Source organism: Ruegeria sp. AF2, assembly GCF_056542025.1.
The window spans coordinates 21,439-39,253 of the sequence record NZ_JBQFZC010000001.1; the positions used below are offsets into that span (position 1 = coordinate 21,439).

The following is a 17,815-nucleotide window of genomic DNA, read 5'->3' on the forward strand; positions in this document are numbered from 1 at the left end:
ATGTCGGACTTGGGCCAAAGACGCCGACGGCGCGGGCGCGGGACCGATGCCGCCCCGCAATCTAGTCGCGAGGTGAATTATCGCCAGTTGCGCAATCCGTTTCCACAGATGGAAGTGTTCCCGACGGATCAGATTGCAGATATGCACGACACCGCATTGCGCACACTGGAAGAGTTGGGCGTGAAAGTTCTATTGCCCGAAGCGCGGCGAATCTACGCGCAGGGTGGCGCCCGCGTGGATGAAGACAGCGAAATGGTCTTCATCGGGCGGGATATGGTTGAGGCTGCGGTGGCCTCAGCTCCGAAATCCATCGGCTGCCGGGCGGGCGCGCGGCACCGGGATTTCACTTTGGAGCTGGGCTCTTTGGTGTTCCAACCCGGGGCTGGCGCTCCAAACGCGACCGATCTGGAACGCGGTCGGCGGCCAGCGAGTGGGCAGGATTATCTGGAGTTCCTAAAGCTCACTCATCACTTTGATGTCTTCCAGATGATCTCACCGCAGGTCGAACCGCAGGACGTGCCAACCAATGTGCGGCACTATTTCACCACACAAGCGCAGATGGAGCTGACGGATAAGTTCCCGTTCTTCTTCTCGCGAGGCACGCCGCAAGTGATGGACTGCTTCGAGATGCTCTCGACGGCGCGAGGTCTGTCTGACAAGGAGTTCCGCGCTAACGCCCATTGTTACACGATTATCAACACCAACAGCCCGCGGACGCTGGATATTCCAATGGCTCAGGGGCTGATCGACTTTGCGCGCCATGGTCAGATGTCGATCATCACACCCTTTACCCTGATGGGCGCAATGGCTCCGATCACGGTGGCCGGGGCCATCACGCTGTCCCATGCCGAGGCGCTTGCGGCCTTGACGCTGACCCAGCTTACCAACCCCGGTGCGCCGGTGTGCTATGGGACCTTTACCAGCAATGTCGACATGAAATCAGGGGCGCCTGCATTCGGGACACCCTCGCATTTTCAGGCGTCTTTGGCGGCGGGCCAGTTGGCCCGGTATCTGGGCCTGCCCTGGCGGTCGGCGGCGGGGTCTGCGGCAAATATCAACGACGTTCAGGCCGCCAATGAAAACCAGTTCGGCCTGTGGGGCTGCCTGATGGCCGGGGCGACGGTGATCATTCATTCGGCCGGATGGCTCGAAGGTGGCCTGACCGTATCTTTCGAGAAGATGATCTGCGATGCCGAAGTGTTGAACATGGTGGCCGAGCTTTGTGCAGGGGCACAGGCCAATGGTGCAGAGATCGGGTTTGATACTGCGCTGAGCGAGGTTGAACCCAGCGGACATTTCTTCGCCACGAGCCAGACAATGGAGCGCTATAATACCGCATTTTATGAGCCGCACCTGCATGATTACGCAAATTTTGGCACCTGGACCGAGCGTGGCGCGATCGACGCCAACCATCGCGCGACCGGTGTATGGAAGGAAATCCTGGCAAATTTCAAAGCACCGGCATCAGATACGGATCGCCTTGGTGCGTTGAAGGATTTCATAGCGCGCCGTACAGAAGAGGGCGGCGCACCGCCGGAGAGTTGAATGAACACCAAACCCATCCTGCACCGGGACGATCCCGAAGCTGAGCCACTGATTGGTAACGTCAAGGTCACGCGCGATGATTGGTTGAACGTGGCCATGGACGTCCTGATTTCGGACGGGGTCGAGCAGGTGAAAGTCATGAACCTTGCCGAGCGGATGGCGGTCTCGCGCTCATCATTCTACTGGTACTTCAAGTCGCGGCAGGAATTGCTGGATGCGCTGCTGGCGCGATGGCAGGCGACAAATACGGCGGCCTTGATCGCGCAATCCGAATTGCCTGCTGAAACGATCACGGCTGCGGTGTGCAATGTGCAGCGCTGCGTTGTGAATACCGAACTATTTGATACGGCGCTTGATTTTGCTGTGCGGGATTGGGCACGAAGATCGGGAAAGGTGCGGCGTATGCTGGACCAGTCCGATGCCCGTCGCCTGGCCGCGCTGCGCGCGATGTTCATCCGGTTCAACTATGATGAGACCGAGGCAGAGACGCGGGCGCGGGTGCTATATTATATGCAGATCGGATATGATCTGGCGCAGTTAAACGAACCATTGGCGATCAGGCTGTCGATGGTTCCACACTACCTTTATGTTTTTACAGGGGTCGAACCGCGACCCGAGGAAATCACCGAGTTCAGCGCGTATGCGAAACGTTTCTGGGAAGGGGCAGGACATGAACCAACCTGACGCAATCATCATTGGCACCGGTGTGATCGGCGCCGCCATCGCGTTCGAGATGTCCAAGGCCGGTTGGAAAACTCTGTCGTTGGATCGCAATGCGCAGGTTGGGCATGGCTCGACCGCAGGCTCTTGCGCGATAATTCGGATGCATTATTCGACCCTCGATGGAACCGCGTTCGCTTGGGAAGGCTATCACTATTGGCGTGATTGGGCGAACTATCTGGGCTTGCCCGACACAGCCGATTTGGCGCAGTTTCGTGAGACCGGTTGTTTGGTCGTCAAGACCGAGTCCAATGGGTTTCTTGAGAAACATAAGAAGTACAGCGCCGAACTGGATTGTCCGTTTGAAGAATGGACACCTGAGCGGATTGCCGAACGTCTGCCGATCTATTCTCTGGACAGCTTTGCCCCGGCGCGGCGCATGGATGATCCGGAGTTCGGCCAACCGAACGGAGATCGGATTCAGGGCGCAGTATTCTGGCCGAAAGCAGGTTATGTGACCGATCCGGCGTTGTCGGCGCAAAACCTGATGGATGCCGCCAAGCTGCATGGTGCCGAAGTGCGAACGGGCGCAGACGTACGCGAAATCCTGTCGCAGCAGGGGCGCGTCGCAGGTGTCAGACTTGCCTCTGGTGAAGAAATCCACGCCAAAGTGGTGGTGAATGTTGCCGGTCCCGGGTCAGCGCTTGTCAACGAAATGGCCGGGGTTCTGGGTGACATGACCATTCAAACCCGCCCGCTGCGGCAGGAGGTGGTGCATGTACCCGCGCCCGAAGGATTTGATTTCGAAACGCAAGGAACAATTGTCTCGGATAGTGATATCGCGCTGTATTGCCGTCCAGAACATGGCAATCATATTCTGATCGGTTCCGAGGATCCGGCTTGTGATCCGCATCAATGGTGCGAAGATGATGTAAGCTATAACCACGATTTTACGGATCAATGGACCACGCAGGCCATGCGTTATGCCCAACGGGTCCCTAGCCTGGGGATACCCTCCAGAACCCGTGGGGTGGTGGATTTGTATGATGCCTCGACTGACTGGATTCCGATCTATGACAAGTCCAGCCTGCCGGGGTTTTACATGGCCTGCGGCACCAGCGGTAACCAATACAAGAACGCGCCGATTGCAGGCAAAATGATGGCTGAACTGATCGACTACGTCGAAGGCGGTGCGGATCATGACGACAAGCCGATGCAGTTTGAACTGCCTTACATTGGACGCACAATCGACACCGGTTTTTATTCCCGCAAGCGACCGGTCAATACCGATAGCAGTTTCTCGGTGCTTGGTTAACGCGCCATCGCGCGCGCGTTCTCATAGCTTTCTTCCCGTACTGGACCGAAACCGCGTATCTGGTCCGCAGCTGACAGCGCGTCCAGCCACTCGGCCTCGGAATGGGCGGAGGGGTTTGTCAGATACATGTCCAACAGCGATTGGTACCAGTTTAGGATATCTCGATGCAGTCGCGCTTCGGAGTGATAGCCGAAGGGGTTCAGGACCGAGCCGCGCAAACCACGTAGACGGGACAGTCCCCGCAGAACCGGGCGCATCCATGGGCCCAGTGCAAACTTGAGGGGGCGGCCCCGTTCGTCCTTGCGCCAGCTGAGCATTGGCGGGGCGAAGTGGTAACTGGTTTTGAAATCCCCGTCGAACTGTTGCTTCAGTTCGTTGTCGAAGTTTTGGGACGTTTGCATCCGGGCCACTTCGAACTCGTCCTTATAGGCCATGAAGCGGAACAGGTTACGGGCTACGGATTCTAGAATATCGTCGGATATTTTCGGGTTCGACGCGCGGATTGCTTCAATCTGTTGCGCATAGCGATCCGCATATGCGGCATCCTGATAATCTGTCAAAAACGCCACCCGACGCGCAATCACCTGATCCAAGGTGCCGTTTGCCTCTTCGGGTAGTGCCAGCCCGTGAATGCGGTCGGGGTCAGCCGCCAGACAACGCCCAAGAGCAAAGGCCAGCCGGTTTTTTTCGACGGCAACACCGTTCAGCAAGATGGCCTGAGCCAATGCAAGATGCGACACCGGAACCAGCTCGTTTTGCCATGCATAACCCAGCAAAATGACGTTGGCGAAGACGGAATCCCCCAGTAGCGCCTCAGCTATTGCATTTGCGTCAAGGCTGGCGAGATTGTCCACCCCAACCACATCTGCGATCGCCTGTTCCCGCTTATCGACCCGCAATTGGGCATCGCGACGCAGGACAAGATCGCCGGTGGGCATCTCAGCCCTGTTCAGCACAACGCTTGTCCCGCGGGCATAATGAGCTGAGGCTTTGGGGGCCGAACTCACCACCACATCACAGCCAATCACCGCATCCGCAGCGCCTTGATCTATGCGTACTTGGTTAAGCGCATCCGGAGCTGCGCCAAGGCGGATGTAACTGAGTACCGTGCCGAATTTCTGCGCAAATCCGGTGAAATCCAGGACCGAGGCACCTTTGCCTTCCAGGTGCGCGGCCATAGTGATCAGGGCCCCAACCGTGACAACCCCAGTGCCACCCACGCCTGTCACAAGCAGATCAAACGGTGTGTCCAAAGATGGAAGCTTTGGGTCCGGCAGGCCTGTTTCAAGCGCATTGAAGTCCATTTCGATGGCGCGCTTTCGTCGGGTTGCGCCCTCAACGGTCACAAAACTCGGACAGAACCCGTTCAAGCACGAAAAATCCTTGTTGCACGAACTTAGATTGATCTTGCGCTTGCGCCCCAGCTGGGTTTCTCGCGGCTCAACGCTCAGGCAATTCGACGCGACCGAGCAGTCGCCGCAGCCTTCGCAGACCAGATCGTTGATCCAGACGAAGGTCGAGGGGTCCTCCATCGTACCGCGCTTGCGGCGGCGGCGTTTCTCGGTGGCGCAGGTCTGTTCGTAGATCAGGACCGTAACACCGGGAATGTCGCGCAATTCGCGTTGCAGGCTGTCCATCTTTGCCCGGTCGTGGAATGTGGTGCCAGCCGGGAAATCGGATCGGTGAAACTTGGCAATGTTGTCCGAGACCAGCGCGATCCGCGCAACGCCTTCAGCCCGGCAGGTTTGGGCAATGCCTGCAACGCTGACAGGTCCATCCACTGGTTGCCCTCCGGTCATTGCGACCGCATCATTGTAGAGTATTTTATACGTGATATTTGTCCCGGCCGCGACCGCCTGACGGATTGCGAGCGAACCCGAATGGTACCACGTTCCTTCGCCAAGGTTCTGGAAGATATGCTTGCCGCCATTGAATTGTGAGGCCACCACATGGGGTACGCCTTCGCCTCCCATCTGTGCATAGCCGACCGTCTCGCGATCCATCCAAGATGCCATTACATGACAACCAATGCCGCTGGCAGCGGTAGAGCCTTCTGGAACTTTGGTTGATGTATTGTGCGGGCAGCCCGAGCAGAAATAGGGTGTCCGTGTTGCGCCCGGGACATTGATCACGGGCGGTTCTGTCTCAGTCAGTGCACGCGCTTTGGCAGGCAGGTTTTCTTCAGGGAAGAACGTGTTAAGTCGGGCGGCAACAATAGGGGCCAGCATCAAAGGGCTGAGTTCCCCGGTCCATGGGATCAGCGGTTCGCCATGGCTGTCATATTTTCCTACCATCTTATGGGGTTTGTCGCCGGGCCAGTCATAGAAATATTCTTTGAACTGGCTTTCGATGATGCCGCGCTTTTCCTCGACGACCAGAACCTCGGCCTTGCCTTTCACAAAGCGCAACGCGTTGCGACGGGCCAGCGGCCAGACCATGCCAACCTTGTAGATGTCGATCCCCAAGCGGCGACAGGCGGCTTCATCAAGGTCCAGCAAACGCAGCGCCTCCATCAGATCGAGGTGCCCCTTGCCGGTGGTCACGAAGCCGAACTTCGCACTGTCGATGTCATAAATACGCCGGTCGATGGGGTTTTCTTCGGCAAAGGCCCGAACGGCGCGCAACTTGTGTTGGATGCGGGTCTCGATCTCGGGCGAGGGCAAATCGGCGCTGCGTACGTGCAAGCCGCGTTCGGGCAAGTCGATCTGCGGCAGGGAAAAGCTGCGATCCGGGTGCAGATCGACGGACCGCGCGCTTTCGACCGTTTCCGAGACCGCCTTGAACCCGACCCACGTGCCTGAGAAACGGGACAGAGCGAACCCGTACTCGCCGAATTCCAAATATTCCTCGACCGAGGCTGGGTTCAATGTCGGCATGAACCACGACATGAAGGCCACATCCGACTGATGGGGCATCGAAGAACTGACGCAACCATGATCATCGCCTGCCACGACCAGCACGCCACCTTTTGGCGCAGACCCATATGCATTCCCATGTTTCAATGCATCGCCTGATCGGTCGACACCGGGGCCTTTACCGTACCACATCGAAAAGATGCCCTCGACCTCGCAATGCGGGTCCAAAATGGCCTGTTGCGCACCCAGAACCGCCGTTGCGCCGAGGTCTTCGTTCACGGCGGGCATAAACGTGATGCGATCCGTCTTCAGTCGGTCCTTTGCGCGCCATAGCTCAAGATCCAGCCCGCCCAGTGGCGATCCGCGATACCCCGAGACAAACCCTGCCGTATTCAGCCCGGCCTGACGGTCGCGTCGGGCCTGGTCCATCATAATCCGCGCCAAGGCTTGCGTGCCTGTTAGAAAAACCCGGCCCTGCGTCAGGGTATAGCGGTCTTCAAGCCGATAGGTGCGGGGGGAGGGTTCGTGGTGGCTCATTGCTGCGCGTCCATGGGTTTTTGTCTTTGGTGTTCGGTTATTTTAACCCCCCGCAGGTGAATTTCTGTTTCAGAGTTTGTGCGAGTTCTGCAAAATATGATAGGATTCACCAGATTTAGTTATATTTACGGATGGATCTTTCCAAGATGACCACTCTTGATGATCGGGACCACTGCATTCTGACGCTGCTTCAAAATGACAGCCGGGTTTCAAACGCCGAATTGGCAGATGCTGTCGGCATGTCAGCCTCCGCCCTGTGGCGCAGGGTGCGCGCGCTGGAAGAGGCTGGGGTGATCGAACGGTATGGCGCTTTGGTGAACCCTGCCGAGATGGGGTTGACGTTCGAAGCAATCGTGCATGTTCACCTGACCCGGCATGACCCGGACAAGATTGTCGACTTCATCCGGGCCGTCGAGATCAGCCCCGAAGTGCAGGAATGCTACGCCACGACAGGTCAGGCGGATTATCATCTGCGTGTCTTGTGCAGGAATCTGTCGGCTTACAACACGTTTCTGGAAGATTTCTTGTTTCGATTGCCCGCCGTCGCCAGCGCGCAAACGAATGTCGTGCTGCGGACGATCAAACGGAACCGACCGGTGGTACCCTGAAGCTTAAGCCGCGAAAGCCACCCAAGCCCAGGCCATGCCAATATAAGTAAGGTTGTGAAACAACTGATCCAGACCAGCGGCACGCCAAAAAGCGGCCTGATTGGGTTGCAACTGTTTGCGGTCAGAATAGTTGGCTTTGGCAAAGTCGATGTGAAAATGCACGATCCATTCCAACGCAGCGATGATCAGTATGAATTCAATCGGGGCGCGAAAGAGCGCGAAAATCACGACCGAACCCACAACATGCACAGCAGCATGTTGCGCGCGCCCCATGTGGAAATACGTGCCTCGCCCGGAAAGCATCTTGGGCGTCTGTAAATAATAGTCGGCGAACATGTGTTTGATCTGAAGCAGGCACAGCAACAGAAACACAGCGCCAAAGCTGGCAGGCAAATGAATCCTCCCGATATCGTCCTGAATCAGGAGATTAGGGGGTAAACGCGAAACGCGCAAATGAACTTGTTCACACAACGCAAATTAGGCGCAAATCGGAAATTCATTTGCTTCCGAGGATACGATTGCGGTAAATTCGGCCCGTTGTATTCACGCCAAAATCAGTGATTTGAGCGGCGGATCGTTAGTAGGGGCGGGTTCAATAGAACGATCGATCTTTCAGTTCATCTGGAAATACTCGAAGCGCGACCAGTTGATTTTGCTGGCCGTGACGTCGACCTTGTTTCCTTTGCTTTACCTGACGTTGGAGCTGCCCAAGCGCATCATCAATGACGCAATCGGCGCGACAAGTCAGATTGTCGATGTCTGGGGTTATAGCCTGACACAGACCACTTTTCTGATGATCCTGTGCTTTGCCTTTCTGGCTGCGGTGCTGGCGCACGGGCTGATGAAGATGCGTATCAACACCATGAAGGGTGTTCTGAGTGAGCGTATGCTGCGTCGCTTTCGCTATCAGTTGATCAACCGCGCGCTTCGCTTCCCACAACCATATTTTGAGCGGGTCAGTCAGGGCGAAATGGTCTCGATGATAACCGCTGAAAGCGAACCGATGGGTGGGCTGATGGGGGATGCGATCAGTCAGCCCGTGCTGCAGGCCGGACAAATGATCACGATCCTGTCCTTTCTGTTCCTCCAAAGCGTTTGGTTCGGACTGGCCGCGGTGGCGTTGATCCCGCTGCAGGCCTGGCTGATCCCGCGATTGCAACGCCAGATCAATCTTCTGAACAAGAAGCGCATTCAAGAGGTCCGCGTTTTGGCTGCCCAGATCGGCGAGAACGCTGCCGGTGCTTCGACCCTGCGCGCCAATGGCGGTTGGCGTTATCGGCGGGCGATGATCTCGGATCAGCTGGGGCGCCTGTTCGCCATCCGCTTTGAGATCTATCAGAAGAAGTTCTTTATGAAGTTCATCAACAACTTCATATCGCAGCTGACGCCATTCATGTTCTACCTTGTCGGTGGCCTGCTGGTGTTGCAGGGGTCTGTTTCGCTGGGTGCTCTGGTGGCTGCGCTGGCGGCTTACAAAGACTTGAGCTCACCCTGGAAAGAACTGCTGACCTATTATAATCAAACGCAGGACATGTCGCTGCGATGGGATGTTGTGATTGATCGTTTCGCACCGGATGGAATGATTGATGAGGCCCTGTTTGACGGAGAGCCAGCGGATCGTCCACATCTGAATGGCGATATCGTACTGAATCAAGTCTCGGTTCGTGATATCGACGGCAATCAGGTTTTGGATGATCTGGACCTGACGTTCCCAGCAGGTAAAACTGTCGGCATTTCGGCCACCAGCGAGGAAGATCGCCATGCGCTGACCGAGTTGCTGACCCGCGAGATTCTGCCAACCTCTGGCCGTATTGAAATCGGCGGCATCAATATGGCTGGCCTGCATCAAAGCGTTGTTGCCCAACGAATAGGTCTAGCAACCTCGCGCCCCATAATGTTTCAGGGCACGTTAGGTGAAAATGTGATGATGCCGATGCGGTCACATCCATTGTCCAAGTCCACCGAGGATCCGGATTTCCCCGAGACGCTGAGGGCAGGCAATAGTGCTGATCCATTCAACGCCGAATGGCTTGACCCCGGAATGGCGGGTTTTGACGATACGGCGCGGCTGCGCGATTGGTGGCTGAAACTGATCGATGGCATGGGCTCGGGCGCGGCGTTGTTTCAGCGCGGTGCCGAGCAGGTGTTTGATGCGAATGAGCGCCCGGAACTGGCAGCAAAGCTGGTCGAATTGCGCCCTCGGGTGCAGAAGGCGGTGCGCGAGGCCGGGCTTGATCAGCAGGCGCTGATTTTCGATCGCTGCGCGTATAACCCTGCGCTACCTGTTGCTGAGAACCTGTTGTTTGCCACCCCTTGTGTTCCAGTGACACGGCAATTGCTGGCACAGCAAACCGTGTTTCTAGGCCAGTTGCGCGAGTTGGGGTTGGATGAAACCCTGATCAGTTTGACACGCGACGTTATTGAGATGCTGCGCCAGATCTTTGGGCTTGATGGAACGGATCACCCTCTGTTCCGCAAGCTGGGGCTTGAGGCCCAGACCTACGAGGCCGCGGTTGAATTGGTCGAGCAAACCCGGAAGGAAGGCGCAAACGGGCTGGATGACGAACAATTGGCTAGCTTGCTTTCGGTGCCATTTGTGATCTCGGCCGAGCAGATTGGCCCGGCGTTTTCGAATGAGCTGAAGAACCGCATTCTTGAGCTTCGCCACAGCCACTCGGCCAAATTGCTGGAACCGTTGCACGATGTATTCGTCCCGTTGGATGAAGATGCCTTTGCACCCGGTTTGACGGTTATGGAAAACGCACTGTTTGGCAAGGTCAGCCAGATCGGCGGTGCGCGGACCGACGAGGCGCGCAAACTGATCGTCGATGTTCTGGCCGAGAACGGGGCGCGACCGATGGTGGTGGAACTGATCTATGATGTGCCGGTCTCGATTGGCGGCCAGAACTTGCCTGCCGTTTTTGCCGAACCGCTAGCCTTTACCCGCGCTGCGATCAAAAAGCCCGATATTCTGATCCTGGAAACCGCGCTTGCCAGCTATGATATGGAGACACAGGTCGCAGTTTATAAAAATCTGCGTGAATTGCTGCCCGAAACTACTGTAATCTACCTAAATGATGCGTTCGAAAATCCAGATGTTTTCGACATGTATGTTGAAATCCGTCAGGGCCGGGTCGTGACGGGTGAAGGCCCAACCGACGTCGACGGCGACGGTGCTGCGTCTGCCGATTTGGTACGCAAATTGCGTGCGCTTGAGCAGACCCCGTTGTTCTCTGGGCTCGACCGTCGCCAGCTTCGACTGCTGGCCTTTGGTGCGCGCTGGTTCGAAGCGAAACCTGGCCAGGTGGTGTTTCTGAAGGATGATCAGCCAACCGATGGCGCCTATGTCATCCTTGAGGGCGAGGCAGGATTGTACCTGCCGCGTTCGGGCGAGGCCGATCAACTGATCACAACGGTTGGTGCGGGCGCGTTGGTGGGAGAGCTGGGGTTGATCCGAAAAGAGCCTCGGGCGTTGAGCATGGTGGCTGAAACGGAACTGTCCTGCCTACGGATCGGTGAGGAGGAATTTCTGGCGGTCGTCGAGAACGATGCAGCCACAGCCTTTAAACTGTTGCAGGTCATCGCGGGGTATGTCTCGAACTGATCGGCTTGCTCGCCTGTCGATTGTTACCCTTCGGTTGCGGGTGCACCGCCTTGAAACGCATTCCCATTTGCATAGTCACATGGGGTTTCCTGCATCTGTAGGTGCAGCCCGTCACCTTTGTAGGGATGGGCTCGGGCAAGGCCTTCATCGACTTCGATACCAAGGCCGGGCTCGGTCGGAGGAGTGACGAACCCCTCCTCGACGCGGATGCTTCCCTTTATCAGTTGATCGTGGAATGGGGTCTCGATGCTTTCAAGCAGCAGCAGGTTCGGGATCGACGCCGCCAGATGAATATTCGCCGCCCACTCGATCGGTCCCGCATACAGATGGGGTGCCATCTGGGCGTTGAAAACCTCGGCCATTGCGGCGACTTTCTTCATCTCCCATATACCGCCAGCGCGTCCCAACGCAGGCTGAAGGATTTCGGCGGCCCCGGCGCGCAGGACCGCGCCAAATTCCGCTTTGGTTGTCATCCGTTCACCGGTCGCGACAGGGATACGGACATTGCGCGCCACACGGGCCATATCCTCGATCATGTCGGGGGGTGTGGGTTCTTCGAACCACAGCGGCGAACAGGGTTCGAGCGCTTGGCCCAAACGTATAGCTCCGGCTGTGTTGAACTGACCATGAGTGCCGAACAGCAGATCGGCCTTGTCTCCAACTGCCTCACGGATCGCTTTGCAAAACGCTATCGACATTGAGATATCGGACATAGCGGGCATGTGCCCACCGCGGATCGTATAAGGCCCGGCGGGATCAAACTTGACGGCGGTATAGCCGCGCCGGACCATTTCAGCAGCACTTTCTCCGGCCTGCTCAGGTGAAGTCCAGAAGTCCGTCAGGTTATGCTGAGGAAGTGGGTAGAGATAGGTGTACGCCCGGATACGGTCGTTCATCCGCCCGCCCAGCAGCGCATAGACCGGACGATCACGATCCTTGCCCAAAATGTCCCAGCAGGCAATTTCGAGCCCTGAGAACGCACCCATGACGGTCAGGTCTGGTCGCTGAGTGAAGCCGCTGGAATAGGCGCGGCGGAACATCAACTCGATATTCTCGGGGTTTTCGCCCTGCATGTGCCGTTCGAATACATCGCGAATGACATGGGTCATGGCTTCGGGACCAACCGAGGACGCGTAGCATTCCCCCCAACCGATCACGCCCGTATCCGTGGTGACCTTGACCAAAATCCAATAGCGCCCACCCCAACCCGGTGCCGGAGGCGCGGTGACAATGACATCGAGATCTTGCAGTTTCATCGGGTGTTCCTTTTGCGGGGTTCAGTCGCGATCAAACAAGATTACATTGCGTTTGGCCGCACCGGACTTGGTGTCTTCGATGGCCTCATTGATCTGTGACAGGGTCCAGCGACCCGAGATCAACTCGTCCAGTTTCAGCCGCCCCTGTTCATACAGATCGATCATCCAGGGGATGTCTCGCTGGATCACTACATCGCCCATTTTTGAGCCCACCATGCCCTGGCCAAGCGCGGCCAGCACGACGGGTTCGTAACTGGACATGTCACCAGAATGGGGCATCCCGATCATGATCGCCTTACCGCCCCGACCAAGATAACGCGGGGCCTGATCATAGGCGGGGATTGCACCAACAGTAATCAAGACGGCGTCTGCGCCACGTCCGCCCAGCGCCTTGTAGGCGGCTTTCCACGGCTCTTTCTGGCTGGCCAAAACACCATGGGTCGCGCCGAACTCCATTGCGATATCCAGCTTATCCTGTGTCATATCGACCGCAACGATACGGCGAGCTCCGGCAATACGTGCGCCTTGGATTGCGTTCAAGCCGACGCCCCCGGCGCCGATGACAACCACGTCCTGCCCGGGGCGAAGCTGGGCGGCGTTGACTGCTGCACCAACACCGGTGATCACCCCGCAGGACAGCAGGCTGGCAAGGTCCTTGGGCAGCGTTTCGGGAATGCGGACGATTTGTCGGTGGCTGACAACTACCTTTTCGGCAAAGGCCCCGCATGCCATGGCCTGTTCCAGCGCATCACCGTCGGCAGTCTGCAGCGGACCTTTCACCGTGTCATAAGGTGTTTCACAAATGGTGGGCGTGCCACCGGCACAGGACGGGCAGGACCCGCAGGCGCGGATCAAGGTTACCACAACGGGATCACCAAGTTTGAAATCCCCTGCGCCTTCACCAACAGCAGAAACGATGCCAGCCGCTTCGTGCCCGTAAACCGCGGGCAAGTGGCCGCCCCATGCGCCGCTTGCAAAGGAAATGTCCGAATGGCAAATCGCCACTGCATCCAGCGTGACCTCGACCTCGCCCATGCCGGGTGGTGCAATCAGGATGTCTTCGATGACCAGAGGTTCGCCGAAGGCCCGGCATACGGCTGCTTTGATGGTTTGCATGTGTTTTCCCGCTCCCTAACGGGATCACGGTGACCCGTCCCGGCGGGACCTGCAAGGTGGAAACCGTCACGGATGTGTCGTTGTTCTGCCAAAGTGGGGTAGACGCAAAAGAATCCACCTATTGATAAGCATTGTGTGGGTCATCGGTTCAGTGTGCGACAACCAAACAGATCGGCGCACGGCGTATCGGGGTCGGGACATCGACGGTGGCTGGCTACATTCGTTGCGAGATCTGGTGCATCAACCCGGCAAGATGCTCAGGATGCGAAAAAAACGGCGAATGAGAGCTGTCTATCGTAAGGTGCATATCAGGGTCCGCGCAGCCCGCCATCTCGGCCTGATATTCGGTCGGAACGATTCGGTCATCGGTAGTTCTGATGTACCCTTTTGGAACGCGCGCGAAGTTATCGCCGACGTCTAGGGGGGTAGTCTGCGGTGCAATCGCCTGGGGGCACAGGCGCGCGAATGCATAGGCAACCACCTCGCGCGCGCAGTCGTGATAAAGCAGGTCGTGCACCTGATCCGGTACCACCGAATACGACAACCCGTCGCCGGATACTTCGACGGCATTTCCGATCAGTTGGCGTGGGGCTCGTTTGCGCATTTCGACCATAGATAGCCCGGATTTCGGAACATAGGCACTTAGATAAATCACACCTCGCATGGCGTTCGGGTCGGTCTCGGCAGCCGCACTTACGGGATATCCACCCCACGAGTGCCCTAAGATGATAGTCTTTGGTGTCGAAGCCTTCAGCACGGCATCTCTGCACGTTCCAAGGGTTACATCGCGGATAGGCGTCGGGTCCGAGCCGTGGCTTGGCATATCGATGGCGCGGGCGGTATGTCCGAATGTGGTCAATTCCGGGATCAGATCGCGCCAGCACCAGGCACCGTGCCACGAGCCATGAACAAGCAAGAAATCTGCCAACAATCCCTCCTTCAAATATGTCCGATCTCGGTCAGAAAATCACCAATCAATTGGGCAAAGTCCTGAGGGCGCTCGACGCAAGGCAGGTGGCCTGCCTTTCGGATTAGCGCAAAGCGCGAGCCAGGGATCAGATCAACAGTTTCACGCACCAGATCGGGCGGGGTTGAGCCGTCTTCGCTGCCCGCAATCCCTATGGTCGGCAGGCGCAATCCGCTGGTTGGCGTATAGAAATCGGTGCCCGAGATTGCAGCGCAACAGCCCAGATAGCCATCGACCGGTTGTCGGACCATCATGTTGCGCCAAAGCGTCATCTCGGCGCTGGCCCGGAATGATTTCGAGAACCACCGATCCATGGTGGCATCCGCCAGTGCCTCGATCCCGCCTTTACGGACAGCATCCATACGCTGCTGCCACATCTTGGGAGTGCCGATCTTGGCGGCCGTATTCGACAGCACCAGCGCGCGGATCTGATCCATACGCTTGACCGCCAAACCCTGCGCAATCATGCCACCGACGGACAGACCCACGAATACGCAATCCTTGACCTCTAGATAATCCAGCAATTGCTCGGCGTCGCGCACCAGATTTCCCATGGAATAGGGCGCTGAGGGTGCTGATGACAATCCGTGCCCGCGTTTGTCGTACCTAATGATGCGCAGGCCTTTGGGCAGTAGCGGCAATATCGGGTCCCACAGCCGCATATCCGTGCCCAGTGAATTAGCAAACACGATGGGGGCGCCAGCGGCGTCGCCATCAATTCGGTAGTGTATCCGAACATCTTTGAGGTCAGCGATATGCATGTTTAGCGTCCCCGTCTGCTCAGGGTGTCGGTTAAAACGACTACGACCGGATTTTGCACCGGCTGTAAGCGATTGTCAGGTAAGGAATTCCAACGCCCGTTCAAAGATCTGCGGATCCACGTTGCCGCCCGAGGCGACTACGATCACCGCATTCCCATCAATCTGATCCTTGCGAAACAGGGCAGAGGCCAACGAAACAGCTCCGCCCGGTTCCAGCACGATCTTCAGACGCAGAAACGCAAGGGCCATGGCGCGTAGTGATTCCTGTTCAGATACCGACAGTCCAGGGCCGCAAAGCCGCTGCAGGATGGGAAAGGTAATCTGCCCCGGCTGTGGCGTCAGGATTGCGTCGCAGATGTTTCCCGAAGTAGCGTCGTTGCTTTGGATCGTCCCGCTTGCCAGCGAGCGTTTCACGTCTTCGAACCCTTCAGGCTCGCATGGACGAGGGCGCAGACCGGGCGCGTGATGCTCTAACGCCAGCGCGATACCAGATGTCAGCCCGCCGCCGCCACAGCAGATCAGAACGTCACCTTCGGTCACGCCCAGCGCCCGTGCCTGACGTGCCAGCTCCAGTCCCGTTGTTCCCTGGCCAGCGATCACTTGCGGTTCGTCATAAGGCCGGATCAAGGTCAAACCGCGCTCGGCAGCCAATGCCTCGCCGATGTCTTCGCGGCTTTCGCTGGCGCGGTCATAAAGGACGACCTCACCGCCCAGCGCGCGGGTGTTTTCAATTTTCAGCTTTGGCGCATCCGACGGCATGACGATGACGGACGAGATTCCATGCTGTGCCGCCGCATAAGCAACACCCTGCGCGTGATTGCCCGAGGAATAGGCGATGACGCCCCGATTGCGCGCCGCCTCATCTAATGCCGAAATAGCTGACCACGCGCCGCGAAATTTGAAGCTGCCGGTGTGTTGCAGGCATTCGGGTTTGATCAGAACGCGGCGACCCGCGATTTCATCCAGGAAAGGCGATGACAGAAGTGGTGTCTCGCGCACGTGACCTTTCAGCCGCTCGGCGGCGGCTTCGATCATGTCTATGTTGCTCATTTGGCGTCCAGTATCTTGCGGATCAGGTCTAGGGATTGGGGCTCGTTCAGGAACGGGACATGTCCTCGGTCCGGCACTTCGGTCGAGATCAATTCGGGGCGGTTTGCGTGCATCATTTGCACCGTGGCGTTGCTCAACAAATCTGAGTTAGCACCTCGGATCACACCGGTTGGAATAGCACGCAGGGCGTCAAACAAGGGCCACAGATCCGGCGTTGGGGTGATGGCGGCCTGCTCGATCAACGCTTGTCGCAATGCGGGGTCATAGCGCAACTCCAGTCCGGTTCCGGTCTGGATGTATTGATGTTCTACCTGCTGTTTCCAGACGTCCTGAGCAACGCCGGGGAACTGAGGTGCCATCATCGCGTGCAGGACCTGCGCAGCCTCATCATAGGATTGTGAAATTGGGGGGTTGCCGACATAGTCCATAATCTTGGCAATGCCACCGGGTTCGATCACCGGGCCAACGTCGTTCAGGATAACACCTGCCAGCCGGTCAGGATGGCTGGCGGCCAAGGTCATGGCGATCAGCCCCCCCCGTGACGTGCCCAACAGGGTCACCTTCTCCAAACCCAGCTGATCCAGAAGTTCGACCGCATCCTGTCCTTCGCGCAGGATGTTGTAATTCATGTAGTTCGCATCAAAATCGGACTTGCCGCGCCCGCGATAATCCATCGCAATCATACGAAGATCACTCATATGTGGCGCAAGAAATGAAAAGTCGCGGCAGTTGCGCGTCAAGCCAGCCAAGCAAAGCAGAGGATGGCCCGTGCCGGTATCTTCATAGTACAGGCGTTTGCCGTCCGAGGTGGTGAAATATGCCATCAAAGCCCTGCCAATTGAGGGATCGTCGTCAGGTCTGGCAGCACATGTGCAGGTTTCCACGGCAGACGGTCCATTGGTTCGCCAGCGCGGTTGACCCAAGCTGTGACAAATCCATAGCCACTGGCCCCGGCAGCGTCCCACCCGTTTGAGCTGACGAACAGCACTTCATCGCGCGCGCAGCCGAAGCGGTTCTGCACCAGATCGTATACGCTGGCATGGGGTTTGAAGACCCCCACGCTTTCGACCGACAGAACATCATCCAGCACATCACCGATCGCGGCAGACTGCACCGCCCCGTTCAGCATCGGGGGTGAACCGTTGGACAGGATGGCGGTCTGCAACCCACTGGCCTTCAGCGCCTTCAGCATATAGGGGACCTCGGGATAGGCCTGCAACTCCCAATACAAATCGAGCAGACGCTGCCGAAGGGTGTTATCCCCCAGAAGGCCTACCGCTTCCAAGGCCCAATCCAGCCCATCTTGCGTGACATCCCAAAAGTCACAATGCGCATCAGCGACAGCACGCAACCATGTATATTGCAGTTGCTTCAGACGCCAGTGATTGGCCAACTCGGGCCATTTGCTAGCCAACGCTTCAAATCCGGGCTCTGTTGCGGCCTGCCTGGCGGCGGCGGCCACGTCAAACAGAGTACCATAAGCGTCGAATACACACGTGGTGATAGCCATCCGATCCTCCCCTGATCGGGCGCAGGTAATC

The 17,815-nt window shown here is 57.5% G+C and carries 14 protein-coding genes; 5 read left to right on the top strand and 9 right to left on the bottom strand.

What is annotated here, in order from left to right; all coding sequences use genetic code 11:
- Genes ACR0NM_RS00090 through ACR0NM_RS00100 form a run of 3 tightly spaced genes read left to right on the top strand, consistent with a single transcriptional unit; the run spans nt 1 to nt 3,520 of the window.
- Nucleotides 1-1,545, top strand: coding sequence for a trimethylamine methyltransferase family protein (locus ACR0NM_RS00090; RefSeq protein ID WP_170663919.1), 1,545 nt, complete (start codon nt 1-3; stop codon nt 1,543-1,545).
- Complete coding sequence (locus ACR0NM_RS00095) at nt 1,546-2,229, top strand: TetR/AcrR family transcriptional regulator (protein WP_170397633.1); 684 nt, start codon at nt 1,546-1,548, stop codon at nt 2,227-2,229.
- On the top strand, nt 2,216-3,520 hold the full coding sequence (locus tag ACR0NM_RS00100) for an NAD(P)/FAD-dependent oxidoreductase (RefSeq protein WP_480612655.1): 1,305 nt from the start codon (nt 2,216-2,218) through the stop codon (nt 3,518-3,520). The genes ACR0NM_RS00095 and ACR0NM_RS00100 overlap by 14 nt, the downstream gene beginning before the upstream one ends.
- On the opposite strand, the gene ACR0NM_RS00105 is transcribed toward ACR0NM_RS00100, so the two are convergent.
- A complete protein-coding gene (locus ACR0NM_RS00105) occupies nt 3,517-6,912 on the bottom strand; it encodes an indolepyruvate ferredoxin oxidoreductase family protein (RefSeq protein ID WP_480612657.1) in 3,396 nt (1,131 codons plus the stop codon). The genes ACR0NM_RS00100 and ACR0NM_RS00105 overlap by 4 nt on opposite strands.
- Nucleotides 6,913-7,058: 146 nt before the next feature.
- On the opposite strand from ACR0NM_RS00105, the gene ACR0NM_RS00110 reads away from it, so the two are divergent.
- The gene (locus ACR0NM_RS00110; RefSeq protein WP_480587159.1) at nt 7,059-7,520 is read left to right on the top strand and encodes an Lrp/AsnC family transcriptional regulator; all 462 of its coding nucleotides are present in this window, start codon (nt 7,059-7,061) and stop codon (nt 7,518-7,520) included.
- Between the two features lie 3 nt (nt 7,521-7,523).
- On the opposite strand, the gene ACR0NM_RS00115 is transcribed toward ACR0NM_RS00110, so the two are convergent.
- Nucleotides 7,524-7,913 (bottom strand): DUF3307 domain-containing protein, encoded by a 390-nt coding sequence (locus ACR0NM_RS00115; protein WP_170397621.1) that lies wholly within the window; start codon nt 7,911-7,913, stop codon nt 7,524-7,526.
- A gap of 169 nt (nt 7,914-8,082) precedes the next feature.
- Here ACR0NM_RS00115 and ACR0NM_RS00120 point away from each other — a divergent pair, with 169 nt between their 5' ends.
- On the top strand, nt 8,083-11,124 hold the full coding sequence (locus ACR0NM_RS00120; RefSeq protein WP_170397618.1) for an ABC transporter transmembrane domain-containing protein: 3,042 nt from the start codon (nt 8,083-8,085) through the stop codon (nt 11,122-11,124).
- Between the two features lie 23 nt (nt 11,125-11,147).
- Here ACR0NM_RS00120 and ACR0NM_RS00125 read toward each other — a convergent pair whose 3' ends face one another.
- The 7 genes from ACR0NM_RS00125 to ACR0NM_RS00155 form a co-directional block, all read right to left on the bottom strand.
- Complete coding sequence (locus ACR0NM_RS00125) at nt 11,148-12,380, bottom strand: mandelate racemase/muconate lactonizing enzyme family protein (RefSeq protein WP_170397615.1); 1,233 nt, start codon at nt 12,378-12,380, stop codon at nt 11,148-11,150.
- 21 nt (nt 12,381-12,401) lie between these two features.
- A complete protein-coding gene (locus ACR0NM_RS00130; RefSeq protein WP_480612659.1) occupies nt 12,402-13,496 on the bottom strand; it encodes a Zn-dependent alcohol dehydrogenase in 1,095 nt (364 codons plus the stop codon).
- A gap of 214 nt (nt 13,497-13,710) precedes the next feature.
- On the bottom strand, nt 13,711-14,424 hold the full coding sequence (locus tag ACR0NM_RS00135) for an alpha/beta fold hydrolase (protein ID WP_170397608.1): 714 nt from the start codon (nt 14,422-14,424) through the stop codon (nt 13,711-13,713).
- 11 nt (nt 14,425-14,435) lie between these two features.
- Nucleotides 14,436-15,224: a 3-oxoadipate enol-lactonase gene (pcaD, locus tag ACR0NM_RS00140; RefSeq protein ID WP_170818121.1), complete on the bottom strand. Its 789-nt coding sequence runs from the start codon at nt 15,222-15,224 to the stop codon at nt 14,436-14,438.
- A 75-nt stretch (nt 15,225-15,299) separates the two neighbouring features.
- Nucleotides 15,300-16,274, bottom strand: coding sequence for a threonine ammonia-lyase (locus ACR0NM_RS00145; RefSeq protein WP_480612661.1), 975 nt, complete (start codon nt 16,272-16,274; stop codon nt 15,300-15,302).
- Complete coding sequence (locus tag ACR0NM_RS00150; protein ID WP_480612663.1) at nt 16,271-17,098, bottom strand: alpha/beta fold hydrolase; 828 nt, start codon at nt 17,096-17,098, stop codon at nt 16,271-16,273. The genes ACR0NM_RS00145 and ACR0NM_RS00150 overlap by 4 nt, the downstream gene beginning before the upstream one ends.
- On the bottom strand, nt 17,098-17,784 hold the full coding sequence (locus ACR0NM_RS00155; RefSeq protein ID WP_480612665.1) for a haloacid dehalogenase type II: 687 nt from the start codon (nt 17,782-17,784) through the stop codon (nt 17,098-17,100). Before ACR0NM_RS00155 ends, ACR0NM_RS00150 begins: the two co-directional genes overlap by 1 nt.
- Nucleotides 17,785-17,815: the final 31 nt, after the last annotated feature.

What these genes read in the sequence shown, in the direction of transcription:
- ACR0NM_RS00110 (WP_480587159.1), top strand. Translation starts at nt 7,059, where the DNA reads ATGACCACTCTTGATGATCGGGACCACTGCATTCTGACGCTGCTTCAA.
- ACR0NM_RS00095 (WP_170397633.1), top strand. Translation starts at nt 1,546, where the DNA reads ATGAACACCAAACCCATCCTGCACCGGGACGATCCCGAAGCTGAGCCA.
- ACR0NM_RS00130 (WP_480612659.1), bottom strand. Translation starts at nt 13,496, where the DNA reads ATGCAAACCATCAAAGCAGCCGTATGCCGGGCCTTCGGCGAACCTCTG.
- ACR0NM_RS00125 (WP_170397615.1), bottom strand. Translation starts at nt 12,380, where the DNA reads ATGAAACTGCAAGATCTCGATGTCATTGTCACCGCGCCTCCGGCACCG.
- ACR0NM_RS00155 (WP_480612665.1), bottom strand. Translation starts at nt 17,784, where the DNA reads ATGGCTATCACCACGTGTGTATTCGACGCTTATGGTACTCTGTTTGAC.
- ACR0NM_RS00100 (WP_480612655.1), top strand. Translation starts at nt 2,216, where the DNA reads ATGAACCAACCTGACGCAATCATCATTGGCACCGGTGTGATCGGCGCC.
- ACR0NM_RS00150 (WP_480612663.1), bottom strand. Translation starts at nt 17,098, where the DNA reads ATGGCATATTTCACCACCTCGGACGGCAAACGCCTGTACTATGAAGAT.
- ACR0NM_RS00145 (WP_480612661.1), bottom strand. Translation starts at nt 16,274, where the DNA reads ATGAGCAACATAGACATGATCGAAGCCGCCGCCGAGCGGCTGAAAGGT.
- ACR0NM_RS00105 (WP_480612657.1), bottom strand. Translation starts at nt 6,912, where the DNA reads ATGAGCCACCACGAACCCTCCCCCCGCACCTATCGGCTTGAAGACCGC.
- pcaD (WP_170818121.1), bottom strand. Translation starts at nt 15,224, where the DNA reads ATGCATATCGCTGACCTCAAAGATGTTCGGATACACTACCGAATTGAT.
- ACR0NM_RS00090 (WP_170663919.1), top strand. Translation starts at nt 1, where the DNA reads ATGTCGGACTTGGGCCAAAGACGCCGACGGCGCGGGCGCGGGACCGAT.